The 22,363-nt window shown below is 49.5% G+C and carries 13 protein-coding genes; 4 read left to right on the top strand and 9 right to left on the bottom strand.

Annotated elements, in window-relative coordinates; genetic code table 11:
* Positions 1-5: 5 nt before the first annotated feature.
* Positions 6-2,162, bottom strand: a complete 2,157-nt coding sequence (locus MHI37_RS10485) for a glycoside hydrolase family 3 N-terminal domain-containing protein (RefSeq protein ID WP_076334922.1) — start codon at positions 2,160-2,162, stop codon at positions 6-8.
* A 531-nt stretch (positions 2,163-2,693) separates the two neighbouring features.
* Here MHI37_RS10485 and MHI37_RS10480 point away from each other — a divergent pair.
* From MHI37_RS10480 to MHI37_RS10470, 3 genes are all read left to right on the top strand, one after another.
* On the top strand, positions 2,694-3,938 hold the full coding sequence (locus tag MHI37_RS10480; protein WP_076334921.1) for a sugar ABC transporter substrate-binding protein: 1,245 nt from the start codon (positions 2,694-2,696) through the stop codon (positions 3,936-3,938).
* 97 nt (positions 3,939-4,035) lie between these two features.
* Positions 4,036-4,923, top strand: coding sequence for a sugar ABC transporter permease (locus tag MHI37_RS10475; RefSeq protein ID WP_076334920.1), 888 nt, complete (start codon positions 4,036-4,038; stop codon positions 4,921-4,923).
* Positions 4,924-4,942: 19 nt separating this feature from the next.
* A complete protein-coding gene (locus MHI37_RS10470) occupies positions 4,943-5,791 on the top strand; it encodes a carbohydrate ABC transporter permease (RefSeq protein WP_076334919.1) in 849 nt (282 codons plus the stop codon).
* A gap of 115 nt (positions 5,792-5,906) precedes the next feature.
* On the opposite strand, the gene MHI37_RS10465 is transcribed toward MHI37_RS10470, so the two are convergent.
* Positions 5,907-7,025 (bottom strand): cellulase family glycosylhydrolase, encoded by a 1,119-nt coding sequence (locus tag MHI37_RS10465; protein ID WP_076334918.1) that lies wholly within the window; start codon positions 7,023-7,025, stop codon positions 5,907-5,909.
* A gap of 14 nt (positions 7,026-7,039) precedes the next feature.
* Positions 7,040-8,809, bottom strand: coding sequence for a DUF5605 domain-containing protein (locus MHI37_RS10460; protein ID WP_076334917.1), 1,770 nt, complete (start codon positions 8,807-8,809; stop codon positions 7,040-7,042).
* A gap of 260 nt (positions 8,810-9,069) precedes the next feature.
* Between MHI37_RS10460 and MHI37_RS10455 the strand changes: the two genes are divergently transcribed.
* On the top strand, positions 9,070-11,445 hold the full coding sequence (locus MHI37_RS10455) for an alpha-L-arabinofuranosidase C-terminal domain-containing protein (RefSeq protein ID WP_076334916.1): 2,376 nt from the start codon (positions 9,070-9,072) through the stop codon (positions 11,443-11,445).
* 253 nt (positions 11,446-11,698) lie between these two features.
* On the opposite strand, the gene MHI37_RS10450 is transcribed toward MHI37_RS10455, so the two are convergent.
* The 6 genes from MHI37_RS10450 to MHI37_RS10425 all read right to left on the bottom strand — a co-directional run bounded on the left by MHI37_RS10450 (position 11,699) and on the right by MHI37_RS10425 (position 21,659).
* Entirely contained in the window at positions 11,699-13,237 is a 1,539-nt protein-coding gene (locus MHI37_RS10450) for an ABC transporter substrate-binding protein (RefSeq protein ID WP_076334915.1), read from the bottom strand.
* An 85-nt stretch (positions 13,238-13,322) separates the two neighbouring features.
* Complete coding sequence (locus MHI37_RS10445) at positions 13,323-14,201, bottom strand: carbohydrate ABC transporter permease (RefSeq protein WP_144023589.1); 879 nt, start codon at positions 14,199-14,201, stop codon at positions 13,323-13,325.
* 21 nt (positions 14,202-14,222) lie between these two features.
* Entirely contained in the window at positions 14,223-15,155 is a 933-nt protein-coding gene (locus tag MHI37_RS10440; RefSeq protein ID WP_076334914.1) for an ABC transporter permease subunit, read from the bottom strand.
* 161 nt (positions 15,156-15,316) lie between these two features.
* Positions 15,317-16,924, bottom strand: a complete 1,608-nt coding sequence (locus tag MHI37_RS10435) for a helix-turn-helix domain-containing protein (RefSeq protein ID WP_076334913.1) — start codon at positions 16,922-16,924, stop codon at positions 15,317-15,319.
* A gap of 11 nt (positions 16,925-16,935) precedes the next feature.
* Positions 16,936-18,675, bottom strand: coding sequence for a histidine kinase (locus tag MHI37_RS10430; RefSeq protein ID WP_179090129.1), 1,740 nt, complete (start codon positions 18,673-18,675; stop codon positions 16,936-16,938).
* A 98-nt stretch (positions 18,676-18,773) separates the two neighbouring features.
* A complete protein-coding gene (locus tag MHI37_RS10425; protein WP_076334911.1) occupies positions 18,774-21,659 on the bottom strand; it encodes an alpha-L-rhamnosidase in 2,886 nt (961 codons plus the stop codon).
* Positions 21,660-22,363: the final 704 nt, after the last annotated feature.

Raw genomic sequence — 22,363 nt, 5'->3', positions numbered from 1 at the left:
CCTTTCTACTTGCTTAGTTTGAATTTAAGCGCGGTTACATCCCGGCTATTAGGACCGATATAAAGTTCAAATTCGCCAGGGTCGCTGGCAAAGGTAAGATCAGCATGATAATAGCGCAGCTGTTTCTCCTCCAGCGTAAAGGAGACTTCTTGGCTCTCGCCCGGCTGCAGCATAACCTTGCGGAATGCTTTCAGCTCCTGCAGCGGACGAACGACATCGCCTGCCATGTCCCGCACGTACAGCTGCACGGTATCCTCGCCAGCGCGAGCCCCCGTGTTCGTCACGGTTATGTTTACATGCAATGGTTCCGAAGCACTCATCGTATCCCCAGCCATCACCGCTTCGCTGTATTTAAAGGTTGTATACCCTAACCCGTAGCCAAACGGCAGCAGCGGCTCATTCGGAATGTCCAAATATTGCGATACGTATCTCACCTGCGCATCCGGCGCACCCTGCGGTCGGCCAGTATTGAACCGGTTATAATAGACCGGCACTTGGCCGACGGAATAAGGAAATGACATCGTCAGCCTTCCGGTTGGCTCCGATTCACCGAACAGCAGCGCAGCAATAGCTGCTCCTCCTTCTGTTCCTGGGAACCAAGCTTCCAGCACCGCATCTGCTTGATCGATAACGCCGTGCAAATCAAGCGGTCGCCCGTTGAATAAGACAGCGACCATCGGCTTGCCGAGCTGCTTCAGCTTCGCAACCAGCTCCACCTGCACCCGCGGCAGCTGGATATTGGACCTGCTACCCGCTTCCCCGCTCATATCGGAATGCTCGCCAAGCGCCAGCACAAGGACATCTGCATGGCTCGCCGCTGCAAGCGCCGCTTGCCACTGCTCATCTGTCGCCGTTTCAATGCCGCAGCCCTCAGTCACAGAGAGCAGCGACGCATCAATTTGGCTACCGATACCTGCTGCGAGCTGAATAGCCTCGTCCTTGGAGCCTAGCCAAGACCATGGACCAAGAATATCGCCGTTAGCTGCAAACGGACCGATTAATGCAATTTTCTGTTCCCGTCCAAGCGGAAGAACAGCATCGTTTTTCAAGAGAACACAGGATTTAAGCGCCAGCTCCCGCGAAACCTTCAGATGAGCTGCAGAGCCTACGATTTCCTGCTCAAGCTCCGCATTTGCACCCCGATATGGCTGTTCGAACAATCCAAGCTTTTGTTTCAGCTCTAGAATACGCAGCACAGCCTCATCGATCAGCGCTTCGTCCATTTCATTCGACTCCACAAGATGCTGTAGATGATCCATGTAACAGGTCGTCATCATCTCGATATCTACGCCCGCCCTGAGCGCTTTCATCGCCGCTTCCGCCTCATCCGCCGCAACACCATGCGGGATCAGCTCTTTTACCGCGCCCCAATCGGAGATCATGACGCCGTCAAACGCCCATTCTCCGCGAAGCAGATCACGCATGAGCCACTTGTTGCCAGTAGCCGGTATGCCGTCTACCGTATTGAATGCGGTCATAACCATCTCGCAGCCTTCATCCAACGCAGCCTTATAGGAAGGCAAATAAAACTCGCGAAGCTGGCGCTCGGATAGATCGACCGTATTATAGTCGCGTCCACCCTCCGCAGCTCCATATGCAGCAAAGTGCTTTACGCAGGCTGCGACGCGGCTGACATCATTTGCAAGATCCTTCCCTTGGAAACCTCTTACGAACGCTCTCGCAAACTCGCTATTCAAATAAGGATCCTCACCGGTCGATTCCATCACTCTGCCCCATCTTGGGTCGCGCACGAGATCGACCATCGGAGCGAAAGTGACATGAACCCCGGCTGCCGCCGCTTCCTTGGCAGCAATCTCCGCGCTCTGTTCAGCCAGCTCCAAATCCCACGAGCATCCGATCGCCAGCGGAACGGGGAAGATCGTCTTGTAACCATGGACGATATCCGCCATAACGAGCAGTGGTATTCCTAAGCGATTGGACGCCAAATGCTGCTTCTGGACGTTAATGACATCATCAGCCCCTGTTAAGCCGAGCACCGAACCCGTATTGCGTACCGTACCTTCCGTTATGCCCATTTCCGCCATCGGCCCAGTTATTTGTCCATCCGCACCTTGAAAGAAAGGCGCCGCCAGCTGCAGCAGTTGACCAATCTTCTCCTCAAGCGTCATGAGCTTTAGAAGTTCCGCAGGTTGTTTCACCATATCCGTGTTCCTCCCTCGTTGTATCCATTCTAGCTATCATTCTAATCATTAATGTTTGCAGGCCCGTTCATCTTTATAACAAAACGATAGTTATTACCTTATGATTTATGCAATCGAAACGTTTCTATTGATGCCTATTTTGGATTATAAACAATTAAAAATGAGTCGTCAATGACTGTTTCAGATAGAAATAAACATAATTTTCACTATTAATATCCTATTTTCTTTCTAAAAAAGGGCTTGAATACGATTACAGATTGATCTATAATGAGATCGAAACGTTTCGAAACACAATTACCGTCTAGTTAAAAGAGAAAAATGGGGAATGTTTTTGCTGATCGAAACGTTTCACCACATAAAAAGAAATTCTAAAATAGATGTGGCGAACGTTTTTGCTTCATCAGATGTGTCAGCAGCATACTGCTTGTCCTGTTCAGCATTAGGGTTGAAACGACACCCGCCTTCGTGCATAACTTGCACATCTTTACTGCATAGTACTTACTAGAATCATTTACTCGGGAGGAATATTTTATGTTTAAAAAATCGGTAGCAACCGCGCTAGCCAGCACTATTCTGCTTAGCGGAGCACTCACTGCCTGCGGAGGCAATGGAAATGGCAAAGCTGGTGACAGCAAAGTAACGATCAACGTATGGGGCATGGGTGAAGAAGCCAAAGCATTGCCAAAAATCGCTGAGCAATTCGAAAGCGAGAATCCTAACATTAAAGTCAATGTACAGGCGCTTCCTTGGGATACGGCGCATGATAAGCTGTTGACGGCTGTCGCTTCCAAGAAGGGACCTGACGTGCTTCAAATGGGAACGACATGGATTCCTGAATTCGGCTCCGCCAAGGCGCTTATGGACCTGACTCCATACATCGAGCAATATCCGGAACTCGCTGAAGAGAATTTCTTTCCTGGATCGATCTCAACGACCAAATACGAAAATGCTACAGTCGGCGTGCCTTGGTATATCGATACTCGCGTGCTTTACTACCGTACAGACCTTCTAAAGGAAGCCGGCTATGATCAAGCGCCGCAAACGTGGGACGAGCTTAAGGATGCAGCAACAAAGCTCAAAGCTCGCGGCAAAAACAAGTACGGCATCAGCCTTGATGTAAATGAGCAATCGCTTCTATTCATGTTCGCTCGTCAAAACGGCTCGAAGCTTATCGAGAACAATAAGCCGTTATTCAACCAACCGGAGTTTATTGAAGCGGTCAACTACTTGAACAGCTTCTTTAAAGACGGCTCTGCGCCGATTGATCTTGGCCTTGACATCATCCCTGCGTTCAAGGGCGATGGCATTCTGCCAATGTTCATAAGCGGCCCATGGATGATTAAACTGATCAACGACCAAGCTCCTGAGCTTAAAGACAAATGGGCTACAGCCGTTCTTCCTAAGAAAGAAAACAACTTATCTTCCCTAGGCGGCTCAAACTTGTCCGTGTTCCAATATACAGAGCATAAAGAGGAAGCCTTGAAATTTCTAGCTTACATGAGCAAGCCTGAGACGCAATTAAAATGGCTTGAGCTGTCGAACTCCCTTCCTTCCACGAAAAAAGCATGGAAAGACGAAGCTTTGACGACTGACTCTAACTTGAAAGTCATTGGCGAGCAATTGAACAGCTCGGAGCCCATGCCGGTTATTAAGCAGTGGGAAGAAATTGCCCAAAGCGTTCTATCCACATTCGAGAAAATTTATAGGGGCAACGCAGACGTACAGAAGGAACTGGACAGCTTCAACGCTAAATCAGAGCAAATTTTGAATAAATAATGATCGCTGGTGTCGGCAGCGCTCCTAATACGGAGCCGCTGCCGGTTCCATTAGGAATGGCTGAAGCCAGACGCTCATAGCAAAGGAAGGGTCGTATATGAAAGGAATCTCCCAGAGCAAGGCACCTTATTTTTTTATCGCACCAACGCTTATTTTACTTACCTTATTCTCATTGTTGCCGATCCTCGTAGCCTTGATAATAAGCTTTACGAATATGGACTTGGCTGGCCTCGCTGATTGGTCCAATATTTCTTTCGTCGGATTCAAAAACTATGTAGATGTGCTGGCCGATCCTGTTTTTGTGAAAGCCATATTGAATACGTTGTTTTACGTTATTATCGGTGTTCCCCTCGTCATCCTATGTTCGCTCGCCATAGCGATCATGATTAATTTTGGCGCGAATCGTGCGTTCAAAGCTTTCCGCGTGATTTATTACATGCCTTCGGTTACGAACGTTGTTGCCGTTGCGGTCGTGTGGGGTTTTCTCTACAACCCTGCATTTGGTTTGCTTAACTTTGCACTCGACTCCATCCATCTGCCTACCGTCCCATGGCTTCAAGATCCGATCATGGCGAAAATATCGCTTATTTTGATGGCGGTATGGAGAGGGATCGGTCTAAATATGATCATCTTTATCGCCGCTCTGCAAGGCATTCCGAAATCATATTACGAGGCAGCCCAGCTCGATGGCGCAAGCACATGGCAGCAACTGGTCCATATTACAATTCCAATGCTTCGCTTCGCGATCTTCTTCGTATCGATCACGACAATGATCGGCTGGCTGCAATTTTTCGAGGAGCCATTCATTATGACAAACGGCGGGCCGCTTGACAGCACGACCTCCGTAGCATTGTTCATTTACCGCAACGGATTCCAGCTTAGCAACTTCGGATATGCGGCAGCGGGATCGTTCGTCCTGTTTATTGCCATCATTATGATTACGCTGGTTCAATTCAGATTTCAGAACAAAGAAACGGATCTATAATCTAACGGAGGTGTAATGGATGAGTTCGCAAACAAAAGCGTCAAGCGCCTCAAACGGCGAAAAAGCGCTCAAGTGGATACTGGGCATATGCCTCGCAGTCGGCGGGGTATTGGTCATCCTTCCTTTCGTATGGATGATCCTTTCTGCCTTCAAGCCCGAGGGCGAGATTCAGAATATCCCGCCTACCCTGCTGCCTGAGCGATTCACGACAGAAAACTTTAAAAACTTGTTCGAAAATATGAACTTTGGCGTCTATTTAAAAAACACGCTCATAATCGTCTTTTTCTCCTTTATCGGCTTATTCATGAATGCGATGGCCGGATTCGCTTTTGCGAAATATAAATTCAAGGGCAGCAATAACTTGTTTTATATCGTGCTCGCTACGATGATGATTCCAGGTCAGGTTACCATGATTCCGGTCTACCTGATCCTAAATGAGATGCACCTAACGAATACGATGATCGGTGTCGTGCTGCCTGGCCTTGTCGGAGCTTTCGGCATCTTCCTGTTCCGTCAGTTTATGTCCACCATTCCGGATGAGCTGCTTGAAGCGACTCGTCTTGACGGCGCGAGTGAATTCCGCACCTTCCTGCAGATCGTGCTTCCAATCTCGAAGCCTATTCTCGCAGTACAAGGCATTCTTGCCTTCATCGGCGGGTGGAACAGCTTCCTATGGCCGCTCATTATCGCCAATGATGAGAAGCTTTACACCCTCTCCGTCGGCTTGTCGCTTCTTAAAGGGCAATACGGCGGCAACTATGCGCTTCAAATGGCCGGCTCTACGTTTATGGTCGTGCCAATTATCATTATATTTATCTTCTTCCAGAAGCATATTATCGAGAACTACGCCATTTCAGGCATTAAGTAATACGCAGGGGCTGTCCTACAAGGTCTTTATTGACCTTTGCAGACAGCCCCTTTCTCCAAATTAAAGCTGGCCCTTTTCTTTCAAATTCAGATAATCGTCAACCACTTCGTTTACTTCAATACCGATCAGGCAGCCACCCCTGCTCAATGCTTTTGCCCATATCCCAGCTGTCCCAGCCTTCTAACGCTGAATCGCCGACCGTATCCAGCAATAATTTATAGCTCCAGTAAAACTGGCCTTGCCCCTTCTCCCACGCTTGCAGTTGTGCATTAGCAATTTTCATATATAAGTGCTTCCGCTCTTCTTCTTTCATTTCTTTCAGGCCCTCAGTATTGTTGAAGAGGCACCACTCTCCAACGATGACCGGGAAATAGGCCTGCATCTCGGCAACATCTTTAGCGAAGTTGTTATCGATATAATGGATGTAGGCATCCAAATTCTTCTCACAGCCCATTACTTCTGCTATCATTAGATATAAATGCGTATCAAGAACAACATTCACAAACTCTTCTTCTCTCATGAAGTCCTTCCACTCATGGAGCCGGAATCCATCATGAAATACAATTACCTTTTCTGTCGGTAAGTACTTCCTCATTCTATGGTACGCCTCAACATAGAAGATTCGCAGAAACTCGCTCGGTACCGGACCGGAGCCCTCCGCCTCTTCCTTATCCACTGCGGGATAGCGATCGGGGATATTGACGAGATTCCACACTTCTTCAGATATAGGCTCATTGAGGATCTCAATTCCCCATAATCCTTTCCTAGTTCCATAGCGCTGCGCCAGACGCTCCAGAAGTGTCAGCGTAAACTCCACTGCCTCCGGATTTTGACTCCATTTGCATACTCCGCAAATTCCACCGTTGTCAAAACCATTCTGACTTCCCGGAACCGTATGCAGGTCAATCAGAATCTGAAGATGGTATTTCTCTGACCAGTTAAACGCCTTGTCTAGATACTCTACGCAGCCTACAAATGGTTCTACATCTCCGAAAATAAAATAGGGGACTGGGATACGTACAGTGTTTAATCCTTTGCTTGCAATATAAGCAAAGTCCCGTTCCGTAATGTAAGTAGCTCTGTGTTGGGTGTATCTGTCGACCTTTATATCATGTGGCAAAGTTCTGCATAGCCATGTCTCATCTTCGCATTCTGTTCCGGAGAACATAACAGGATTCATCCATTTTTCTAAAACAAGCCAATTCCCTAGGTTAACACCATTGATTTGTTTCATTTTCGTTCTCCTTTTCATACGTGTTTTGTGTCAACCTTTATTAGTCTCACTGCCATGTATGCTTTCCCCGGAAGCTCAATTTGGAAAGAACCCTCATAAGTACCCGGAAGCTTCTCTATGGACATCATCCACGTGTCAATTACTTCGACCTGGTACAGGATTCCCGGCTTGCGGTTGAATTTCCTGAAACGAGGCTGGTTAAATCCGAAATAATACAAGTAGTAATCGTCCTTGATTCCCGCGCAAGGCACATCCCAGTCAGACGGCAGCGGATTGAGCACGCCTCCAGGACTTTCTTCCGTAATTCTGCGAAGAAAAGCAATCCGTTCCGGACTAGTTCCCGTAAGTTTACCGCCTTTGGACCACCATAGAATTTCATCCGTATTGAGATAGGTTTCGCCATGGCCTACGTATCCCCCGCGAACCGCGCCTTCCCAAAAACGGCGGGTCATCTCTTCTCCGCTAATATTGCCCCAACCTTGATCGATATCCCCCTCGTACGCACATTCGTCGATTATGATGGGCTTTTTCCACTTCTCGCGCCATTCGTTCGTTGCCTCCGAGGTTTTGTAGACGTCTATGCGCTGAATGCTGCAATGCGTAACCCACGGCTTGCTATAATCGTAAAAGCTTAGGCAATTGTGGTTCGAAATGAGATGGTCGACCGGATCGTTTTCTTTGATTATTTTTGCAATCCGCTCCCAATCGCCCTCCTCCTTGGACCACATTAGATCATACTCATTTGCCAGCGACCACCACACGTTGCGGTATGCGGAAAGCCGCGCCGTGATATAGCGAAGATAACGGTCGTCCGCTGCCGGAGGCATTTCCGAATAGCTCCAGCGGTCGTAAGGATGAAACAGAATGAGATCCGCCTCGATACCCAGCCTGCCCAAATCCGCAATCCGTTTCTCGAGATGCTCGAAGAATGCTGGATTGGGTCTTGTGTAATCCCAGCCTTCCGCCAAGGAGCCTTCAAAGGGATCATAGACAGGTTCGTTCTCGTTGAACAGGTACGATTTTGGAAAAACGCACATCCTTATCTTATTGAACGGGGAAGCTTTTAACGTTTCGAGCGTCTGTTCCTCCAAATCGTCCCCTTGGTGAGTCCAAGCGTAACAGGTTGTCCCCACAGGAATGTAAGATGTTCCGTCTGCGTAGGCAAAATGGAAAATATCCTTCACACGCAGAGGGCCGTGGTTGCCTGGGGAAGGCTCCACGCTCCGGAATACTCCTTCAATCCCATCGAGCGACCGCGCATTGCTGGATGTACGGAACTTCCAGTCACCCTGGATATCCGGCATGAAGCGAATGCGGTATATCCCATCTCCGTCGTAGAATCCCCCCATTCGGACGATCTTGCCGCCTGAACTGAACTCGGCATGAAGGGAAACTTCCGTGAAGGGATTGCCGTGGCTTGGGCCCTTAAGCTCGACTTCGTAAACGCCCCATTGCTCGGCCAGAGCAGGCGCCTGAACGACAGCGGAAGCGGACGGGACACCGGCAGGCTCGTAATCGGCGGACGGAATCGTTTCGGGTTCCTGCTCTCCGCTTAACCCTTCATAAGGTATATCAGCCAGCTCGGACAGCGTTTCCGCTATCCAATTCGACTGCGACAGCTCTTCTTGATTAAATTGGTAGTATTGATCCAGGGACAGGCTCTTAAAGAGGGACGCGATATGCGGCGCAGCTGTGTGCAGCGCCGGTATCCGGCGCATGATAATCCCGCGGGCCGCTTCATTTTTGTAGATCGTGCCAATGCGGGTCTTCTCGGTAAAGGTCATGTTCATTGCTCTCCCTACTGTTCTGTTTTTGCCTTGCTGGGTATAATCATTTTTATACTAGTGCTTTGATTCTCATTCTAAAGAAGTATCCGGCAGAACACCTACCAATAATACGACTTTCCGCTTTCGATAATCTGACTTTCGCAGCATTTCAGCATGTCATCAAAACACAAGCGCAATGTCGTCATATTGAAAGCTTTGAGGAACGTCCTGTTCTATAATGGTAGCAGTTTTAGATAACCGAAAAGGAGTGCCTGCTCATGCGCAAATCAGCGAATGTAACTATTCATGCGGATAAAATCCGTTTTCCGGTAAGCTCAACTCTGTACGGGCTATTTTTTGAAGAAATTAGTCATGCCGGAGACGGAGGGATCTACGCGGAGCTGATCCGTAACCGGTCTTTCGAAGATACATTGGTTCCGGACAGATGCCATGTCGAAAATTGCAAGCTTCATTCTCCTGCCGGCTGGATCTCGCCTTTTGAACATACCGATCCCATTCCCGGCTGGTATACACAAATTTCAGAAGGATGCGAAGCTGAAATCAAACTCGACGATGAGCTTCCGCTCAATGAAACAAATCCGATTTCCCTGAGGGTTGAGGCGGCATCCGTTCCGCACGGCAGAGTATCCGTCTGCAATACCGGTTTTTGGGGCATTCCCGTTCGATCCGGGGAGACGTACAACCTTTCGTTTTATGGGAAGAAAGCCGACGGATTCCAGGGAGATCTCGAGATCACCCTAGAAGATCGTTCGGGAAACGTTTATGCCTTTGGTTCGGTTACTTTAACCTCCGGTGAATGGCTGAAGTATGAATTGACGCTGGAAAGCGACCGAGATGACGCCGAGGCGATACTCGCGTTCTCCACGCAATCAGCGGGAACGTTCTGGCTGGAGCTCGTTTCCTTGTTCCCCGCGACCACCTTCCTTCATAAAAAGAACGGGCTGCGTCCTGATTTGGTCGGCATGCTTCAGCAGCTGAAGCCTTCCTTCCTGCGGTTCCCCGGAGGCTGCTTCGTGGAAGGATTCTCCGTCGAGACTGCATACAGATGGAAAAAAACGATAGGAGACCTATCCGAAAGAACCTCTCATTGGACGTTGTGGCAGTACCGAACGACGAACGGCCTCGGGTATCATGAGTATCTTCAAATGGCGGAAGATATGGGATTGGAGATGATGTTCGTGGTGAATTGCGGATTAACCTGCCAAGGCAGGCCCGGTGAAATGATCCCGATGGAGGATCTGTCCGAATGGGTGCAGGATATGCTCGACGCCATCGAATACGCGAACGGGCCGGTCACCAGCTATTGGGGCTCCTTGCGTGCCAAGCACGGCCATCCCGAACCTTTTGGACTGAAATACTTAGAGATCGGCAACGAAAATTTCGGACCCGAATATAACCTCAGATACCGGGTTTTCTATGAATCCGTAAAAGAGAAATATCCGGAAATCGTGACCATATGGAACACGCATTGGGAAGTGGGGACGGAGACGAAGGGGCTGCCGGTTGAGATCGTGGATGAGCACTTCTACGCGGATAACGATTTCTATCAGCAATACCATGACATGTATGACCATTATGACCGCAGCGGACCTAAGATCTATGTTGGTGAATATGCGATGATCGTTGACAATAAGACCGGCACCCTGCTCGGTGCGCTCAGCGAGGCGGCTTTTATGACGGGCATGGAAAGAAATCAGGACCTGGTTACCATGTCGTCGTATGCTCCGCTATTCGCCAATATTCATCACACCGTGTGGGATCCCAGCTTGATCTATTTTGACGGAACGAGAGTGTGCGGCACGCCTTCCTTTCACATTCAGAAGATGTTCGGCGAGCATCGCGGAGAGTACGTGGTAGATAGCTATGTCGCTACAGAAAGCCGTTCGGCCGACCTTTACGGAGGCTTGGGCGTCGAGGAGAAGGCGCTTGATCGGATTCGGGATCTCATCGTAAGCAGCGGCAGTGAAACCCTGCTGCGCCTGAACCGTTTATCCGGCAGTCAGCCGCAGTGCAGGGAGTTCCACGGCACGCTGTGGATTGGCGATCCTTCTTGGAGCCAGTATGACGTTTCCGTCAAAGCGCTACTAGGTTCAGAAGGGATTCGGCTTCGCCTGCTCGACCGCCATCTGCCATGGGACAAGCAGAATTATCTCTTATGGGAATTAGATTCGGATGGGGAAAGCCGCCTGGTACGCATCGTCGGCTGGTCTCGCGTCAAATTGGCGCCCAACAGAAAGATCACCGTCCAGGAATCGGATTGGCAGCATATGCAGGTGACTATCGTCAATGACACGGTAAAGTGTTTCCTAAATGGAGAGCTCATCCACGAGTACCAGTCGGCACCGATTCCGTATTTAACATCCGTTTCAACTTTGGACCGTACAGCAGGCGAACTGATTATCAAACTGGTTAATCCTTCTCCTTATCTATTGGAGACGGAAATCCATATTCACGGCGCTGGAAACGTTCCGGTGCAAGGCATACAAACGGTGCTGACCTCCGGGAATCCGAAGGACGCAAATACGATCGACCTGCCTGAATCGGTGTCGCCCAAGGATTCAGATTTCAAATGCGATAACAACGTTTATCCGCTGCCGCCGTACGCCGCCGCGATCCTACGTATCAAAATATAAACAATGTCACCAAAAAAACACCCCGCGATCAGAGGATCGCGTTAACCTCGATCGCAAATGACATCACATTCATCCTCCTCGTCATAAAAAGCCCCCTTCGTCGAAACGCTGTTTCGACGAAGGGGGCTTTCACTTGAAATATAGAAAAGCAGATCATTTCACCCTACTATCTCTATATTTCTCCGGAGTGAAACACGCTGGCGCCGCCAAAGGACGGCGACAGCCGTTTCACCTTGCCAATCCTTATATCCGGTTATTGCACGTTGTTTTCTACCGCCCACTGATCGAGCTGCTTCTGCTTCTCGGCAATGATCTTGTCGAGGCCCGCAGATTTCAGCTTGCTGATGAATTCATCCAGCTTGGCGGGATCGATCGTACCCGACTCCAGACCAGCCTTGTATTGGTTGTTTACGTTGGCTACCGCTGCGATCTCGGTCTTCACAGGAGAAGAATCGAACGAGAAGCCGAGCGCTTTGGAGAAGGTCGATGAATTGTTGAACTCCTTCGTCTGCTCCCAGATATCGGGCTCCGTGCCTTCCCATACTTTAGCCAGCGCGTTGTTGCCGACTTGCCATTGGTTGAAGACGTAGTTGCTTCCGCCTTCCGGCGCTTTGATCTGTCCGTTGCCGGCATCTACGTAATGCTTGTCTTCGACGCCATTAGCAATCAAATTAGCGATGTCCTTGTCGGTATAGAGCAGGTTCAGCAGCTGTGCAGCGCGATCCGGATCCTGTGTATTTTTTGGAATCGACATCATGAATCCCGTACCGGAGTCGGAAGTGGAAATCGGAGGCACGAATCGGGCAGCCACCATTTCATATCCGTTAATCGTTTTCTCCTGTGCTTCGAAGCCGGGTTTCATGTTGGACAGGTAGCTGAAGCCTTTGCCCGCTTTCAACAGACTATTATTGCCTTCCTGCGTCGTAGCGGCATCCTGCATGGTGTATCCAGCCTGGTACCATCTGCGTGCAAGCTGCAGAGCGTCCTTATATATTTGCTGTTCGTATAGGTTCAAAACTTTCAGATCCTGATTCTCGACGATTAGAATACCTGGCGTATCGCCCAGCGTATCGATGTAACCGCGTACGATTTCAGACGCAATCCCCGAAGCTTGGGAACGCTGAACCAGCGGATACATCCCCGGCTCGTTCTCTTTGATCTTCTGGAAGATCGGATCAAGATCCGCATACGTTTTTATATTATCGAACGTCAGGCCATACTTGTCCATCAGGTCTTTCCTAGCCACGAAGCCGTGGTCGGCCGCCGTATCACGCACGCTTGGCACGCCATAGCTCTTGCCGCCAACTTTCGTTGCGTTGAAAATTGCTAATTCCATCGTATCTTTAATGGTCGGTGCGTGTTTCTCCACAAGCTCGTTGATCGGCAGCAGCTGTCCTTTGGCTACCTGCGAGCTGAAGTTGAAGAAAGAAGAAGTAACAAGGAGATCCAGAGGCTCGTTGCCTGCTAGCAGCAGGTTGACTTGCTGTACCCAAGCGCCAATATCGATCGGCATCAATTTGACCGTCGCGTTGATTTTTTCTTTAGTAATTTTGCTGATTTGTTCCTCAACAAGAGCGACTTCATTCATATTCCCGAGTCCAATGAACGCAATCGTCAACTCCAGTTCTTTCTCGTTAGATGAGGAAATGGCTGCTGCGCCGTCATTGCCAGCCGGATCGGAAGAAGCGGCATTATTGCCCGAATTGTTCGATCCTGAGCAAGCGGAAACGAGCAGTGACAGGATGAGCAGAACGGAGAGCAGAAGTGTTGCGGTTTTTGAATTTCTTGGCATGTATTTTCCCCCTAGATTATGTTGGCACTGCAGCTGCAATCTATACCAACCGGGCACAAAGGCCCGGAACTGGCTTATCCTGGAATTAACCCTTGACCGCCCCGATGGTGAGGCCTTTGACAAAATATTTCTGGAAGAACGGATAAATTAGGATCAACGGCAGGATTCCGATAACGGCCATTGCCATCCGCACAGAATTCATCGGCGGGTTGGCCGCTATCTGTTGGCCGCCCAAATTGTTCTGCTGGAGGAACTGAATGTTAACCAGCATCCGGTTGAGCAGGTTCTGGATACTGAACAGTTTCGGCTCCGTGATATAGATGAGGCCGTTGAACCAGTCGTTCCAGTAGTTGATCGTCAGCATAAGGCCGATCGTCGCTAGAATTGGCAGCGACAGCGGCAGCACCATCCGGTAGAAAATCTTGAACTCCGTAGCTCCGTCGATATAAGCCGATTCGATAATCTGGACCGGAATCGAATTGGCGAAAAAAGTCCGAATCAGCAGGATGAAGAAGCCGTTGGTGAGCAGACCGGGAATAATCAGGGCCATCAGCGTATTCTTCATGTGGAAAACTTCGGTATAAATCAAGTACGTCGGTACAAGGCCACCGTTGAACAGGAGCGTGAAGAACACCAGAAAGCTTAGAAGGCTGCGCATCGGCAAGTCCCGCCTGGATAAGGGATACGCGAGCAAAGCGCTGATCAGCAGGCCGACGAAAGTGCCGATGATCGTGATCAGTATAGTGATCCCGTAGGAGTTGAACATTGCCGCCTTCTGTATCCAGAGGTACGAATAAGCATCCAGGCTGAACTCGCTCGGCCAGAATGAATATCCATTACTTACAATCGCGCTTTCCTCCGTGAACGAGGACATGATGAGCAGTACGAATGGAAACAGGCACAGCACTACAAGAATGATGAATATCGCATGGACGACAGTCTGGTTCATATCGTTGGTTTTCATAGTCATTTCCCCTCTTTCCGCTTAGAACAAGGCGTTTTCTTTGTTGCGTCGGCTGACAATGTAGTTGGATAGCAGGACCAGGATAAATCCGACCAAGGATTGGTACAGACCAGCTGCGGATGACATTCCGATATCCCCGAGCGTCATCAGCCCGCGATAAACGTATGTGTCGATAACGTCCGTAACCGGCTGCAGCGGACCGGAGTTGAGCGGCACTTGGTAGAACAAGCCGAAATCCGAGTAGAAAATGCGCCCAATCGCCAGCAGCGTCATGATCGTAATGGTAGGTGCTATGAGCGGTACCGTAATGGTGCGGATTTGCTGCCATTTCGACGCGCCGTCGATCGTCGCCGCTTCATAATACTCGTGGTCGACACCGATGATCGCTGCCAGGAAGATGACGCACAGGTATCCGGTAGACTTCCAGACCTGAACGATGGTTAGGATGTAAGGCCAGTATTTCGGTTCGAAGTACCAGGATATCGGCTCCATTCCAAACATTGGAAGCAGATTCAGGTTCAGGTAACCGCTCTCAGCGCTTAGCATCGAGAGTACTAGATAACCTACGATAACCATAGAAATCAGAAACGGAAGAAGAATGACGCTTTGATAGAAACGGGCCATGAGTTTGCTTCTTATTTCATTGAGCAGAATCGCAATCGTGATGGCCATTCCCGTATTCAGAATAATGAATGATACATTATAAAGAATGGTGTTGCGGGTGATGATGAAAGCATCCGCCGTCTTGAACAGATACTCGAAGTTTTTGAACCCCACCCAATCACTGCCTAGTATGCCCTTGGCATAGTTGATGTCCTTAAAGGCGATGACGACTCCGAACATTGGCAGGTAATTGTTGATAATGAGGTAAGCGATCCCTGGAACCATCATCAAAAACAAGGCCCGGTAACGCTTGAGCTTCTTGAAAAACGGAGTCCATCCTGTTTGTACCATCTGCTGTCCCCTTCTTTCTTGCAGTTGTTATATTCTCATTCTAAGGGACAAGACAACGTACCGCTTACCAAAAAAACGACTTCCCACTTTCAAAATCCCGACCATCTCCGGGTCCATAAAAGATAAAAGCCGATTCCGCTGGTACGGAATCGGCTCAAAGCCTATTTTTGCTGCGACCGCTTGCGATAATCCACCGGATTCACTCCTGTTGCTTTCTTGAAGATCGTCGAGAAGTAGGACAAATTCGAGTACCCGGAAGCGACCGCTATGTCGCTGACCGATTGACCAGTATTGGCGAGCAGCTCCTTCGCATATTCGATCCTGCTTTGCTGAAGGAAGTCCGAAAGCGACATTCCCGTCTCTTTCTTGAAGATTCGCGACAAATAGTCCGGATTGAGATAAACATGTCTAGCGATATCTTCCCGTGATAAATCCTGCTGTCCGATCTGTTCCGCAATAAAACGTTTAGCCTTGTCCACGACGGATAAGTTTTCTTCTATGGCGTGAATATGGTTCATCGCGACTTCGATGACATACCTTACCCACTCCTGAAGGGATGCGAGCGAGCGGAGCACGGATTCCGGCTTGTCCGTCAGCAGATTTTGGGCGAATACTTGATTAGCCTGCAGACCTTTCGACTGAAGGACAAAAAATATCATCTGGAGGAAGTCCTGATAGAAGGCATGCAGTGCTTGGGCATCGACAGAGCCGTCGAAAGCTTTCCATGACTCCAAATACTTCGATACCTGTTCCGACAGCTTATCTCGGGCGCCCTGCTTCATCCATTCCGCCCATCCCGCAAGAGGTGCCGGATCCAGCCTTGACCCTTTTTTCTTGGACTCACTAAGAATGAACGTCCGGTTGATCTGGGTCACGTTATTCTCGTCGAGCTGTTGAAGGGATCGCAGCATGCCAACCAATTCGTAAAGCGGCACGCGATCGCCGACGTAACAGCTGATATCGCAATACAAATACTGATTGCAATTGCGAATAAACGCATCGCAATGCTCGTATGTTTCCGCATTGTTCACTGGCAATTCCAAAGGAATCACGGTCAGAAAAGAACCATTAGCTACCGGAATGACTGCCGCGCCGGGCGTTGTTTCCATTGCTTCCTGCAGCACGTTGCGAAGCGCATACTCCATGATTCGTTGATCCCGTTCCGACAGCTCTTTGTGCCAGCGCTGGACGCGGGTATAGACAGTCAGAAATCGGATATTTTCGGAAAATGCAAGCCCAGCTTTCCGCAAGTGCCCGCAGAGCGCTTCCGGATTTGAAGGGATTTTCCGCTGAATCAGGTCCTGCCAGAAAAGCTCTGCCACGACCGGCTGATGCGATTCCCATAGCCGTCTGTAATGATGATGGGTTTCCTCGAAGGAGCGCAGCTCCCTTGCTTTGGCCATCTTGTCGAACGCCCTGCCGATCACTGTTTCAAGCTCCGAATAATCAACGGGCTTCAGCAAGTAATCAAAGCTATCAAGTTGAATGGCTTGTTGGGCGAATTGAAAATCCGAATGGCAAGTCAAGAAAATGGTCTCGGTATCGGGATAATGCTCCTTGACCCAAGCGGCCAACTCCAATCCAGACCCTAGAGGCATTTCGATATCACAAACCATCAAATGCACCGACTGGGAACGGAAAACTTCTTGTGCCTGCTTCAAACTATGCGCCGTATACACAGACCCTACATTCAAGCGTTCCCAATTAACGCCCGCCTGCAGTCCTCTCACCGCGTGAACTTCATCGTCAACAAGCAACGCGTGATACATGAATCATCACCTCAAGGATCTTTTGTCTTTATGGGAATGGAAATCCGCACAACGGCTCCCGATTCGTTTTCGTTGTAGAAACCAATATCCGCCTGGTCTTCATATAGCAAGCGAAGCCTACGCCTAGCGTTCCAAATCCCGATCTGTTCCCCGGTCTCGTTGACTGGTTCCCCTTCGTACGCAAGCCGCTGAAGCACCTCCTTCGGAAACCCGGGACCCGTGTCCTTAACGTGAATGACAAGGCGCGAATCTCCTCTGGTCTCTTCTATGCGGACTTCAACCGATATCAGGATCAGCTCCTCCATGTTGACCGCGTATTTGATCGTGTTCTCCACCATGGTCTGAACGATCAAAGGTGGAACCTCCGTATCGAGCAGATGATCGGGCATCTCGACATGGTATTGGAAGATATCCGGGAATCGAAGCTGCTGGATCCTCAAATAGTTTGCCGTGTGGGCTAGCTCGTCCCTAAGCGCCACAAAATAGGAATTGCTTCGGAACATGAACCGGAAGTAGGACACCAGACATTTGGACATTTCCTGGATCAGGGCAAAATCCTTTACCGTTGCTAGATTATAAATGATATTGAGCGAATTCAAAAAAAAGTGAGGATTAATCTGAAGCTGCAGATGACGCAGCTCCGCTCGTTGATGGTTTAATTTTTCCTCATACACATTAATTTTAAGGTCATGAATCTCGGTGATCATGCGGTTGAACGTTTCGTTTACGATTTCGAACTCTGTTGAGGTCGGCACCTGCTCCATCCTGGAATCCCAGTTGCCGTCCCGAAGCTTACGCATAGCAATGACTATCCGCTTGACCGGATTCAGAAATACTCTTCTCATCATAAAGATGAAGAGAAACAGAAATAGGACAGCTATCAGCGAAATGAAGGAGGAGATCCGCTGCAGATAGGGAAGCTTCTGAAGGATCGTGCTGTCGGGCACTGCAACTACTAAATTAAATTTGCCCTGCGCGGAAGGCTCGCCCATCACGAGATACTGATCCTTGCCTTCCCCTGTGATGGTATAGGATTCTTCTGGGAATTCCAAATTGATTTCCTTGTCCTGAATCAGGCTCTTATGGCTGATAGGCTGGTCGTTGTCCGTCGTAATAAGCGCAACGCCTGATTTGCCCAGATCAATCAGATTGAGCGGCACCATCAATTTATCGCTGCTCATCCACGCCCCCATATACACATTGCCGGACTTCAACAGATGGAACAAATAATAATCGTTTTTGCCTTCCCAGAGATGCCAGCGTGCGTAATCGATTGAATTAGCGTTAAGTTCAATCATTTCCAGCATTTCGTTCCGCGCCGACTCGCGTGCTTCAAAAGTATCTAAGGAGGATTGCATCACGATCAGGTCGTGGTTGATCTCGGAAAAGACAAAAAATGAATCCAAAATCGGATAGTAGCCGAGATCCTCGCGAATCATATTAAATAGGCTGATTTTTGCGATGTTATAACGATCCTCATCCATCTCTTTGGGAAATTCGAGATCAAGCACGTTCAGATCGCTCTCCAACGTATTAGCCAGGTACTTGTCCACTTCTTCGAGATTGCGGTCGATCTGGTCCTTGTACAGACTCAACATATTTTTGTTAGATTGCGCCACCTGGTTTCGGACTACGTCGACGGAATAGTAATTATTGACGATAAGAACGGTAACCAGCGGAATAAAAATAACGAGAACGGCGGCAAAAAATTTGAAGCGGAGTGAGTTGACTACCGGTTTGATTCTGCGCAATGCCGCCGTTCCTCCTTTATTATGGTTGACTTTCCTTGTATTATATCTTTTCTTTTTCATTTGCGATACACGCCATAGGATGAGAGACGTCACTGCCTTTACTCACGGATTTGAGAGAGCTCCCGGCTGATGGCTTCGTATTGCTCTTTAGAAATGGCCGTACCCATAGGGCTATTGGCAGCCGCTTCAAGAGGCAGGTTGGCAAAATGATTCAAATGATCGGAAAAACCCGGCGCATGGCGGTCCAGGATTTGTTTAACCGTTTCCCATTGAACGACCTCGCTTAGCCGCATATCAGGCGTGTAAATCCGGTAAGTAGAATCCGTCCTTGCGTATGTGAACACGTAACGGCCCGACCCGGTTTCTACCCGGACCCCCTCTGCTTCTTGTCGGATGGACAAGATTCCTTCGTCCTTTATGCTGCCTTTCACCTCGTCCGCATGCGCTCCGCGCAGCAGAATCGACGCGGCTGCGTTAGCTGGAACGACGGCCTCGATCCGGATTTCCCCGTCCTGAAACGTCCATCCAGCTTCCACAGTCCCGTACATCGATTCATACGACGCCCGAGCATGGCTCAGCCTACCGCCTGTGAAGTCGGGCTCGATCCGGACTTTTTTGTAGCCTGGGTGTTCCGCATCCGGCGAAAGACCGGCAATTTTGCGGTACATCCATTCGCCTACCGCCCCATAGGCGTAGTGATTGAAGGAATTCATATCATCGCTCCAGAACGAGCCGTCTGGCTTAATCCCGTCCCAGTGCTCCCAAATCGTAGTCGCTCCCTTGGAAACGGAATAGAGCCAGGAAGGATACGTTTTCTGGAGAAGAAGCTTAACAGCCGTTTCGTGGTATCCGTTATCCGAGAGCGCGAAGCAAAGATAAGGCGTACCAACAAAACCGGTGGTCAGGTGATAGTTGTTTTCCACGATCATTTCGTTCAGGTCGCACGCGATTCTTGCGCGGTCCTTGGATTCAGCAAGATCGAAGACAAGAGCCAGTACATGGGCGGTTTGCGTTCGAGCGGCGACCCTCCCGTTCGGCGTGATGAATTCATCGCGGTACGCTGCAGCGATCCGCTCCGCCAGCGCCCCGTAATAAGCAGCGTCCTCCTCGAAGCCAAGCACTTTGGCCGCATTCCGTATAATTCGCGTAGAAAGTACGAAATATGCCGCCGTTACCATGTGGCTCGGAGTGGCGCCCATATAGCTTCCTTCCTTGGCGTCCAAGGCCAACCAATCTCCGAAATGGAAGCCAGTGTCCCAGATATGCTCGTTATCGCCCTGGGAGCGGATGTAATCCACCCAACGCTTCATACTGTCGTATTGCTCGGCGAGAATTTGTTCATCAGCCAGACTCGTATACATAGCCCATGGAATTACTGTCGCGGCGTCGCCCCAAGCAGCTGATGAATATCCTTGAATAATATTTGGCACGACGAATGGAACCTGGCCGTCAGCTAGTTGGTCTGCTTTCAGATCACGCAGCCACTTGGTGAAGAACGGACCGCCGTTGTAATTGAACAAAGCCGTCCCGGCGAATACCTGCGCGTCACCTGTCCACCCAAGGCGTTCGTCGCGCTGCGGGCAGTCCGTAGGAACGTCGAGGAAGTTGCCCCGCTGGCCCCACACAATATTCCTCTGCAGTTGATTCACCATTTCATCCGAGCATTCGAACGCTCCCGTCTGATCCATATCGGAATGAATCACTTCTCCGGAAAATGCTTCAGGCGGCAAACCCTTTTCTTGATCCGGGTAGCTTTCAACCTTGACATATCGGAAGCCTTGGAATGTAAAATGCGGCGCATAGGTTTCGGTTCCTTCGCCTTTGGCGATGAATGTGACCAGCTGTTTGGCGGTGCGAATGTTGCCCATATAAAAGTTGCCTTCTTTGTCCAAAACCTCGGCATGGGTCAACTTAATTACCGTTCCCTCCATCGCCGAGACGTTAAAGCGGATTCGACCCACCATGTTCTGGCCCATATCCAGCAGGGTATCGCCGGATGGCGTAACGATTACAGCCAGCGGCTTCAGCGTTTGCGTCACGCGTGTCGAAACATTCTCTTGCGCGACCAAATGAGTGAGCGGCAGCTCCAGCCGTTCGACAGCCCCCCAAGACAAATCGTCGAATCCTGGCTCGCTCCAGCCATTTTGCTCCAAACGGGCGTCATACGTTTCTCCATCATAAATCTCGGAGAACCGTATCGCTCCTGTCGAGGCTTTCCAAGTGGGATCGGATCCCATCACCTCTTCTGTTCCGTCGTTGTATCTAACATGCAGCTGTACAAGTACAGCACGGCGATCGCCGTAATGATTCGCCTTGTTCTCCCAGCCCAGCCGCCCTTTATACCAGCCGTTGGCTACCATGATTCCGATCGTGTTGTCGCCCTTCTGAAGCTGCGCCGATACATCGTAAGTCTGATAGGCTTGGCGGGAACGATAGCTTGTCCATCCAGGCGCAAGCTCGTCGTCTCCGACCTTCCCCCCGTTGAGGTAAAGCTCGTACACGCCGGCAGCGGTTGCATAAATGCGCGCCGAAACGATTTCCGCACCCTTCAGCGAGAACGGCTTACGAAGCAAGAATGCTGGCTCTGCCTGCGGATCGATCGATTCGGAAGTAGGCGTAATCCACTGCGCCACCCATTCCTTCGAGTCGTAGAACGCCGTTTCCCACCATGCCGGCTCGCTCCATTCAGACTCCCGCCCGAAATTATCCCATACTTTCACCCGGTACAAATACCGGGTACAGGATGAAAGCGGGGGCCCATCGTACGGAACCAGAACGTTCTTGTCCGACTCGCAAAGACCAGAATCCCACAGCGGTTCAGCGAAATTCCCGTTCTCCCCGGCCGTCTGGATTCGATAGCCCTTTTGCGCGGTCCCCTGACGGTCGGATTCAATACGCCAGCTCATTCGCGGATGAGTAACATCCGTCCCGAGCAGCTCACGGCGGTATTCCGCGGTTAGATGAGTTGCCTTCAGTTCTGCCATATCAGTATTCTCCCTTTCATTTACCGTAATGAGTCTAATATCCCATTTTTATTTTACCGAATTCCACCCTCTGTCCGCTTTCGGTATAACGACTTATGTTTATGGTTTTCCGACCAAAATAGCCGCCTTCCAAGCTGAATGGACTCGGTTGCAGAGGCGAACACTTCGTTTCTAGAGAAACGATCTTCTCGCTTCGCTGTAACTTCATTTTTTAAGATCAAGTTATATATGACCAAGACCGATATAAAAATCGGTCTTTTTTTCGCAAATTACACCTCTCGTAAAAAGAACAAGGTCACCTGACGAGTGATTGAAAATCGCAGACGTATTAGCTCACACTTCTAACGGAAACCAGAGACGCTAATTCGCCTTTATTATTCGTTTCAAGATTGTAACGGAAGTACGGGCCTCTATTTGTACCTTACATGCCGGATCTCGCTTCATTTCTGCGGAATAGAGTCTCTGGTTTCCGTTAAAATATGACGCTAACCAAAAATGGAACTTTAGCGTCTCTGATTTCCGTTAGCTTTCTTTATCCGCTCTCCGGCTTCTGATGCAGCATCGTTATTAACAGGTTCGGAGAATTCATAGTTTCCTGAGCAAGAACAAAGAACCACGTCTAATAGACGTGGCTCAATTTAATTATTGAATTAAATTTATTACAGCCTCCGTGCCAAGGATATCGATCAACGTAATCTCTCTTG

The organism is Paenibacillus sp. FSL H8-0548 (genome assembly GCF_038630985.1).
GTDB lineage: Bacteria > Bacillota > Bacilli > Paenibacillales > Paenibacillaceae > Pristimantibacillus.
Note: the sequence above shows the minus strand (reverse complement) of the source record. Positions and strands in the feature narration are given on the sequence as shown.

Coding starts and splice junctions, on each gene's coding strand:
- MHI37_RS10485 (WP_076334922.1), bottom strand. CDS start 2,162: ATGGTGAAACAACCTGCGGAACTTCTAAAGCTCATGACGCTTGAGGAG.
- MHI37_RS10480 (WP_076334921.1), top strand. CDS start 2,694: ATGTTTAAAAAATCGGTAGCAACCGCGCTAGCCAGCACTATTCTGCTT.
- MHI37_RS10475 (WP_076334920.1), top strand. CDS start 4,036: ATGAAAGGAATCTCCCAGAGCAAGGCACCTTATTTTTTTATCGCACCA.
- MHI37_RS10470 (WP_076334919.1), top strand. CDS start 4,943: ATGAGTTCGCAAACAAAAGCGTCAAGCGCCTCAAACGGCGAAAAAGCG.
- MHI37_RS10465 (WP_076334918.1), bottom strand. CDS start 7,025: ATGAAACAAATCAATGGTGTTAACCTAGGGAATTGGCTTGTTTTAGAA.
- MHI37_RS10460 (WP_076334917.1), bottom strand. CDS start 8,809: ATGACCTTTACCGAGAAGACCCGCATTGGCACGATCTACAAAAATGAA.
- MHI37_RS10455 (WP_076334916.1), top strand. CDS start 9,070: ATGCGCAAATCAGCGAATGTAACTATTCATGCGGATAAAATCCGTTTT.
- MHI37_RS10450 (WP_076334915.1), bottom strand. CDS start 13,237: ATGCCAAGAAATTCAAAAACCGCAACACTTCTGCTCTCCGTTCTGCTC.
- MHI37_RS10445 (WP_144023589.1), bottom strand. CDS start 14,201: ATGAAAACCAACGATATGAACCAGACTGTCGTCCATGCGATATTCATC.
- MHI37_RS10440 (WP_076334914.1), bottom strand. CDS start 15,155: ATGGTACAAACAGGATGGACTCCGTTTTTCAAGAAGCTCAAGCGTTAC.
- MHI37_RS10435 (WP_076334913.1), bottom strand. CDS start 16,924: ATGTATCACGCGTTGCTTGTTGACGATGAAGTTCACGCGGTGAGAGGA.
- MHI37_RS10425 (WP_076334911.1), bottom strand. CDS start 21,659: ATGGCAGAACTGAAGGCAACTCATCTAACCGCGGAATACCGCCGTGAG.